We start from the raw sequence: 7,269 nt of genomic DNA, 5'->3' as shown, positions 1-7,269 counted from the left end.
GCGATCAGGGGTCAACAGGGTGCCGAGGCGTTCGCCGGCGCGCAGGCGGTCGAGGACACGCTCGATACGCCCGCCGACGATCACCGTATGCCCGCCGGAACGCGCCGCCAGGCGCGCCGCCCGCAGCTTGGTCTGCATTCCGCCGCGCCCCAGGGCGCCGGCACTGCCGCCGGCCACCGCATCGAGCTGCGGATCATCGGCGCGCGCCTCGTAGATCAATTGGGCATCGGGATTGTTGCGCGGATCGGCGTCGAACATACCGTCGCGATCGGTAAGGATCACCAGCAGGTCGGCCTCGACCAGGTTGGCCACCAGTGCCGCCAGGGTGTCGTTGTCGCCGAAGCGGATCTCGTCGGTGACCACCGTGTCGTTCTCGTTGATCACCGGGACCACGCCCAGCTCGACCAGGGTCCGCAGGGTGCTGCGGGCGTTCAGGTAGCGCTTGCGGTCGGAGAGGTCGTCATGGGTCAGCAACACCTGGGCAGTCTGCAGGCCATGCAGGGCGAAGCTGGACTCCCAGGCCTGCACCAACCCCATCTGTCCCACCGAGGCGGCGGCCTGGAGTTCGTGCATCGCGCTAGGTCGGGACACCCAGCCCAGGCGACTCATACCGGCGGCGACGGCGCCGGACGACACCAGCACCAGCTCGATGCCGGCGCAATGCAGCGCCACCATCTGCTCGACCCAAACGGCCATGGCATTGCGATCCAGCCCACGGCCATCGGCCGTCAGCAGGGCGCTACCGATCTTCACCACCCAGCGCCGCGCGCCAGTCACCTTGTCCCGCATACCCTCAACCTTAGAAGCCCAGGCTTCGACTCTTCAGCCCCGCCGGCCCGCCCGGCGGGGTATCACGCCATCAGGGAACGTAGAAGATCTCCGGACCGTCGCCGTCGTCTTCCTCATCATCGAAATCATCGTCATCCACCGCACCGGCGTTCTTCAGCCCCGAACGCCGCAGCGCGCGCGCATCGTCCAGCGCCTGCAGACGAGCCCGCGCCTCGTCCTCGATACGCCGGTCGAGCTCGGCCAGCTCCTCGGCATACTGCGGATCTTCTTCCAGGCGCAGGGTACGCTCGTCGAGATAGCGCATGATGTCCTGGCTGAGCGCCTCGGTGCCATCGCGCTCCAGGGCGGAGATCACATAGACCGGGCCTTCCCAGCCCAACCGCTCGATCACCGCCTGCTTGCGCGCCTCGCGCTCGGCCGGATCGAGAATCTGGTCCATCTTGTTCAGCACCAGCCAGCGCTCACGCTCGGTCAGCGCCGGACTGAAGCGACCCAGCTCGCGAACGATGACCTCGGCGGCATCGGCCGGATCGCTTTCGTCCAGCGGCGCCATGTCCACCAGATGCAGGAGGATACGGGTCCGCGCCAGATGCTTGAGGAAGCGGATGCCCAGCCCGGCGCCTTCGGCGGCACCTTCGATCAGGCCGGGAATGTCGGCGACCACGAAGCTCTTGTAGCGACCGACGCTGACCACGCCGAGGTTCGGCACCAGGGTGGTGAACGGATAGTCGGCCACCTTCGGCTTGGCCGCGGACACTGCACGGATGAAAGTGCTCTTGCCGGCATTCGGCAGTCCCAGCAGGCCGACGTCGGCCAGCACCTTCAGTTCCAGCTTGAGGTCGCGCGCCTCGCCCGGCTTGCCCGGGGTGGTCTGGCGCGGCGCCCGATTGGTACTGGATTTGAAACGGGTGTTACCGAGGCCGTGCCAGCCGCCCTGCGCGACCATCAGCCGCTGACCGGGCTCGGTCAGGTCGCCGATGATCTCCTGGGTATTGGCGTCGATCACGGTAGTACCGACCGGCACCGGCAGGATCAGGTCGTCGCCCTTGGCCCCGGTGCAGTCCTTGCTGCCGCCGTTCTCGCCGCGCTGGGCATCGAAACGGCGGGTGTAGCGATAGTCGACCAGGGTGTTCAGGTTGACGTCGGCTTCCAGGTAGATGGAACCGCCGTCGCCACCGTCGCCGCCGTTGGGACCGCCCTTTTCGATGAACTTCTCGCGACGAAAGCTCATGAGGCCATTGCCGCCGTCACCGGCTTTCACGTGGATTGATACTTCATCGACGAATTTCATGGATATGCCTCCCACCACGAGGGCGGGTTAACAGAAAAAAACATAGGATACAGGATGCCCCGAAAGCAGGGCATGGCCGGAAGCCGGCGCAGAAACAAAAAAGCCCCGTCGCGAGACAGGGCTTTTTCAGCGAGCTATTGCTTAGGCAGCAACGATGCTCACGTATTTGCGACCAAAGGCGCCTTTGGTCTCAAACTTGACCACGCCGTCCACTTTCGCGAACAGGGTGTGGTCCTTGCCCAGGCCAACGCCGTAACCGGCGTGGAATTTGGTGCCGCGCTGACGAACCAGGATGTTGCCAGCCTTTACAGCCTGGCCGCCGAACAGTTTCACGCCAAGGCGTTTACTTTCTGAGTCGCGGCCGTTGCGGGTAGAACCGCCAGCTTTTTTGTGTGCCATGAGTCATATCCTCCAGAAAGGAATTAGGCCTGAATGCCGGTGATCTTGATTTCAGTGAACCACTGGCGGTGGCCCTGACGCTTCATGTGGTGCTTACGACGGCGGAACTTGATGATGCGGACCTTGTCGTGACGGCCGTGGGAAACCACTTCAGCGGTAACCTTCGCACCTTCGACGACCGGCAGGCCGATTTTCACGTCTTCGCCATTGGCAACCAGCAGGACGCGGTCGAAATCGATCGCTTCGCCGGTAGCGACGTCGAGTTTCTCGACCTTGAGGAATTCGCCTTCGGTGACTTTGTGCTGCTTGCCACCGGTAACAATCACTGCGTACATGTGTATCTCCGTTAAACCTGCTCACCCGACGCTTTATAGAAGTAGGAATCGGCCGGCATGGCTGCATGGGGTCGGATCGGACGCCCGTGCAATTGCGTAAGGCAGGGTATGCCAAGGAAGTTCAGGGCCCGCGATTGTACGGAAAGGTCCAGGCCGAGGCAAGTGCCACGGGCCTTTCCTTGACAGTCCCCCCCCTGCCACCTAGCATGCCGCGCAATCTTTGTGGAGCTATTGTCACTGATGCAACCCCAGGCCTTCTACCGCGTGGTGGCGGAAGATTTCACCGCCGTCGACGGGATCATCCGTCGCCAACTCACCTCCCGCGTTCCCCTGGTGGAAAAGATCGGCGACTACATCATCTCCGCCGGCGGCAAGCGCCTGCGTCCGCTGCTGGTCCTGCTCGCCGGCAAGACCCTGGGCTACAAGGGCGACGACCTCTGCCTGCTGGCCGCCACCATCGAATTCCTGCACACCTCCACTCTGCTGCACGACGACGTCGTCGACGCCTCCGGCCTGCGCCGCGGCCGCTCCACCGCCAATGCCCTGTGGGGTAACGCGCCGAGCGTGCTGGTAGGCGACTTCCTTTATGCCCGCTCCTTCGAAATGATGGTCGAGCTGGGTTCCATGCCGGTCATGCGCATCATATCCCAGGCCACCCGGGTGATCGCCGAGGGCGAAGTGCTGCAATTGTCCAAGGTACGCGACGCCAGCACTACCGAAGAGACCTACATGGAAGTGATCCGCGGCAAGACCGCGATGCTTTTCGAGGCCTCGACCCACAGCGCCGCCGCGCTGTGCCAGGCCGGCGAGGAACAGTCCGAGGCACTGCGCCGCTTCGGCGACTACCTGGGAATCGCCTTCCAGCTGGTGGACGACCTGCTCGACTACCGCGGCGACGCCGCGACCCTCGGCAAGAACGTCGGCGACGACCTCGCCGAAGGCAAGCCCACCCTGCCGCTGATCGTCACCATGCGCGACGGCACCGAGGAGCAGGCCGCGCTGGTACGCAAGGCCATCCAGCAAGGCGGCAGCCAGGACCTGGAGAGCGTCTGTGCCGCCGTCGAGGCTGCCGGCGCCCTGGACTATACCGCCAACCTCGCCCGCGACTACGCCGCCCGCGCCATCGCCTGCCTGGATACGCTGCCGGACAACGAATACCGCTCCGCCCTGGTCGAACTCAGCGAATTCGCTGTCGCCCGTACCCACTGAATCGGGCTCGACTTGTGACGAACGCCGCCGTTTTCACGGCGGCGTTTTCGTTTTGCGACGAAAGGCACGATCAAGACTTGCTATTACGATAATAAGAATTATTCTCATCTCACAGTCTTGTCACGGAGATGAGCGCCATGACTTATTTGATCGATGCCTGGCTTGATCGGCCACACCCCTACCTGCGGATCCTGCACCGGGAAACCGGGGAAATCTGCGCAGTCCTGGAAGAAGACGCGCTGGACGAACTGCGTGACCAGGGCGGCCTGGACCTGCACGAGTTGAACTCGAGCGAACCGCTGATCCTCAAGGAGCTGGTACGCAACCTGTTCCTCTTCTGCTACGCCCGCGCCCTGCGCTGAGCCTTTGCGATGACGCCAGGACGCGTCATCCGTGCGCCGCTGCCCGGGAGGCGGATCGCACGAACGGAGGCAAAGGCGCCTCCGGCCGGTTCCGGGAAGGTCACGGACGACCTTCCCGGAGTCACTTTCCTCATGTCCCGTTCTTTCCGCAACGCCTCGCCCGAGCACGCCGGCAGCCCCTCGCCGCGATAGGGATTCCTGCCTGATCCACATCAAGCCGACCTCGCCTGAAAGCCGTTACAACAGCGGCGTGACCGTCGTCCTGTCGACGGCCGCATAACGAAAAAAAGAATGGACCGTGGCCGAGGGGACCGCCCCAGGCCTACGCCTAAGGATGAGGAAATGCCTGCTTCTTTCCCGCGCCTCGGCTTGCTCGGCGCGCTGTGCTCCATCGTTCCCCTGCTCCATGCCAGCGAACCGACCACGGACGCTGCGCTCATCGAAAAAGGCCGCTACGTGGCCCAGCTCGGCGACTGCATCGCCTGCCATACCGGCCCGCAGGGCGCGCCGATGGCCGGCGGCCTGGAGCTGAAGACGCCAATGGGTACCATCTACTCGACCAACATCACTCCCGACCGGGAGACCGGCATCGGCCGCTACAGCTTCGAAGAGTTCGACCGCGCCATGCGCAAGGGGGTGACCGCCGAGGGAGTGAATCTCTATCCGGCGATGCCCTACCCGTCCTACGCCAAGATCAGCGAAGAAGACATGCGTGCGCTGTACGCCTACCTGATGCACGGCGTGCAACCCGTCACCCAGGCGAATACGCCGAGCGCGATGAGCTGGCCGTTCAACCAGCGCTGGGGCCTGTCGCTGTGGAACTGGGCGTTCCTCGACGACGCGCCGTTCACCCCCTCCAGCGACGCGGACCCGGCGATCAACCGCGGCGCCTACCTGGTACAGGGACTCGGCCACTGCGGCGCCTGCCATACTCCGCGCGGCATCGCCTTCCAGGAAAAAGCCATGAGCGAAGCCGGTCGTTCCGGGCAGCTCTACCTCGCCGGCGAAACCGTCGAACAATGGCAAGCGCTGAGCCTGCGCAACCTGTGGACGGTGGAGGACACCGTGCAGTTGCTGAAGACCGGGCAGAACCGCTTCGCCACGGTGTCCGGCAGCATGACCGATGTCATCCACCACAGCACCCAGCACTTCAGCGACGACGATCTGCTGGCCATCGCCAGCTACCTGAAGTCCCTGCCGGCCGGCAAGGACGACCTGCCCATGCCCGACAGCGAACGCCCACTGGCAGCACCGGTCGACCTGTACAGCTCGCGGGGCGGTCTCGGCTACGCGCAGTTCTGCTCCGACTGCCACCGCAAGGACGGCAGCGGCGTCCCGGGTATGTTCCCGCCGCTGGCCGGCAACCCCACGGTCGCTTCGGCCAACCCGAGCACGCTACTGCATATCACCCTTACCGGCTGGAAAACCGCGGAGACCGCAACCCACTCGCGGGTCTACACCATGCCCGGCTTCGCCCAGCTGGAAGACCGCGAAATCGCCGAAATCCTCAGCTTCGTCCGCAGCAGTTGGGGCAACCAGGGTTCGTCGATCGATGCCGGCCAGGTGAAGAAACTGCGCCAGCAGATCGAGGCCGGCAACGGCCCGGCCACGACCTTCGTCTCTCCACGCCTGGCGGACATGCTCGCGGCGCCGAACGCCGAACAGGTGGTACGCGGCATGCGCCTGCACCTGGAGACCCGCGAGCTGCTGCCGGCGAACGTCGGCAACCAGTTGAACTGCACCAGTTGCCACCTGAACGCTGGAACCGTAGCCGACGGCTCGCCCTTCGTCGGCGTCTCGGCGTTCTTCCCCAGCTACGCGCCCCGGGCGGGCAAGGTCATCGGCCTGGAGGAGCGCATCAACGGCTGCTTCCGGCGCTCGATGAACGGTAAGCCTCTGCCGCCGGACTCTGCCGACATGCAGGCGATGGTGGCCTACTTCGACTGGATGAAGAACAACACCCGGCCGCAGGACAAGGTCGCCGGCCGCGGCGTCGGCAAGGTCGACCCGGCGCTGAAGCCCGACCCGGAGAACGGCCGCAAGGTCTACGCCCGACAATGCGCGGTGTGTCATGGCGAGAATGGCGAGGGGCTGAGGAACAGCGCCGGCGAGATGCTCTTCCCACCGCTGTGGGGCGACGAGTCGTTCAATATCGGCGCCGGCATGGCGCGGACCTTCACCGCTGCCGCCTTCGTCAAGCACAACATGCCGATCGGCTTCCAGGAACGCTTCCCGCTCGGCCAGGGCGGCCTCAGCGACCAGGACGCAGTGGACGTCGCGGAGTACTTTTCGCACCAGCCGCGCCCGGACTTCCCGGACAAGATCAAGGACTGGCCGAAGGACAAGCGTCCGCTGGATGCCCGCTACTGATGCCGCAATGAAAAACGCCCCGTCGATGCGTCGACGGGGCGTTTCACTCCTTCCTGGGGCCGATGCGCCTCAGAGGATTTCCAGCAGTTCGACGTCGAACACCAGCACGCTGTGCGGAGGAATGCTGCCGACCGCCTGGCCGCCATAGGCCAGTTCGCTCGGTACGTGCAGGCGCCACTTGGAGCCGGCGTTCATCAGTTGCAGCGCTTCGACCCAGCCGGCGATCACGCCGCCCACCGGGAACTCGGCCGGCTGGCCGCGCTGGTAGGAGCTGTCGAATACGGTGCCGTCGATCAGGGTGCCGTGGTAGTGGGTGCGCACGGTATCCTCGCGGGAAGGCTTGGCGCCCTCGCCAGTGCTCAGCACCTCGAACTGCAGGCCCGACGGCAGCACGGTCACGCCTTCGCGCTTGGCGTTCTCGGCCAGGTAGGCGCGGCCTTCGCCAGCGGCGGCTTCGGCCTTGGCCTGGGCTTCGGCCTGCATGCGGTCGCGGATCACCTGGCAGCTGGCAGCA

At 65.0% G+C, this 7,269-nt stretch carries 8 protein-coding genes; 3 read left to right on the top strand and 5 right to left on the bottom strand.

From position 1 onward, the window contains the following. From proB to rplU, 4 genes are all read right to left on the bottom strand, one after another. Window positions 1-789 (bottom strand): glutamate 5-kinase (gene proB, locus FFS27_RS25155; RefSeq protein ID WP_137952271.1); only part of this gene is annotated, 789 nt, incomplete at its 3' end. Between the two features lie 70 nt (window positions 790-859). Further along, complete coding sequence (cgtA, locus tag FFS27_RS25150) at window positions 860-2,080, bottom strand: Obg family GTPase CgtA (RefSeq protein WP_003094758.1); 1,221 nt, start codon at window positions 2,078-2,080, stop codon at window positions 860-862. Window positions 2,081-2,221: 141 nt separating this feature from the next. Then, the gene (gene rpmA / locus FFS27_RS25145; RefSeq protein ID WP_003094760.1) at window positions 2,222-2,479 is read right to left on the bottom strand and encodes a 50S ribosomal protein L27; all 258 of its coding nucleotides are present in this window, start codon (window positions 2,477-2,479) and stop codon (window positions 2,222-2,224) included. 23 nt (window positions 2,480-2,502) lie between these two features. Further along, complete coding sequence (rplU, locus tag FFS27_RS25140; protein WP_003094761.1) at window positions 2,503-2,814, bottom strand: 50S ribosomal protein L21; 312 nt, start codon at window positions 2,812-2,814, stop codon at window positions 2,503-2,505. 240 nt (window positions 2,815-3,054) lie between these two features. Here rplU and FFS27_RS25135 point away from each other — a divergent pair, with 240 nt between their 5' ends. The 3 genes from FFS27_RS25135 to FFS27_RS25125 all read left to right on the top strand — a co-directional run bounded on the left by FFS27_RS25135 (window position 3,055) and on the right by FFS27_RS25125 (window position 6,755). Beyond that, complete coding sequence (locus FFS27_RS25135) at window positions 3,055-4,023, top strand: polyprenyl synthetase family protein (protein ID WP_003094763.1); 969 nt, start codon at window positions 3,055-3,057, stop codon at window positions 4,021-4,023. A gap of 137 nt (window positions 4,024-4,160) precedes the next feature. Continuing rightward, window positions 4,161-4,385: a PA4570 family protein gene (locus tag FFS27_RS25130; protein ID WP_003094765.1), complete on the top strand. Its 225-nt coding sequence runs from the start codon at window positions 4,161-4,163 to the stop codon at window positions 4,383-4,385. 342 nt (window positions 4,386-4,727) lie between these two features. Continuing rightward, window positions 4,728-6,755 (top strand): c-type cytochrome, encoded by a 2,028-nt coding sequence (locus tag FFS27_RS25125; protein WP_021264110.1) that lies wholly within the window; start codon window positions 4,728-4,730, stop codon window positions 6,753-6,755. Between the two features lie 69 nt (window positions 6,756-6,824). On the opposite strand, the gene FFS27_RS25120 is transcribed toward FFS27_RS25125, so the two are convergent. Continuing rightward, window positions 6,825-7,269, bottom strand: a 445-nt coding sequence (locus FFS27_RS25120) for an FKBP-type peptidyl-prolyl cis-trans isomerase (protein WP_137952270.1), incomplete at its 5' end; no start/stop codon positions are given.

It is taken from the genome of Pseudomonas sp. 2VD (assembly GCF_005503585.1).
Classification (GTDB): Bacteria; Pseudomonadota; Gammaproteobacteria; order Pseudomonadales; family Pseudomonadaceae; genus Pseudomonas; species Pseudomonas aeruginosa.
The sequence above is the reverse complement of the archived record's forward strand: the minus strand, read 5'-3'. Positions and strand labels throughout refer to the sequence as shown.

Coding starts and splice junctions, on each gene's coding strand:
- FFS27_RS25125 (WP_021264110.1), top strand. CDS start 4,728: ATGCCTGCTTCTTTCCCGCGCCTCGGCTTGCTCGGCGCGCTGTGCTCC.
- FFS27_RS25130 (WP_003094765.1), top strand. CDS start 4,161: ATGACTTATTTGATCGATGCCTGGCTTGATCGGCCACACCCCTACCTG.
- cgtA (WP_003094758.1), bottom strand. CDS start 2,080: ATGAAATTCGTCGATGAAGTATCAATCCACGTGAAAGCCGGTGACGGC.
- rplU (WP_003094761.1), bottom strand. CDS start 2,814: ATGTACGCAGTGATTGTTACCGGTGGCAAGCAGCACAAAGTCACCGAA.
- rpmA (WP_003094760.1), bottom strand. CDS start 2,479: ATGGCACACAAAAAAGCTGGCGGTTCTACCCGCAACGGCCGCGACTCA.
- FFS27_RS25135 (WP_003094763.1), top strand. CDS start 3,055: ATGCAACCCCAGGCCTTCTACCGCGTGGTGGCGGAAGATTTCACCGCC.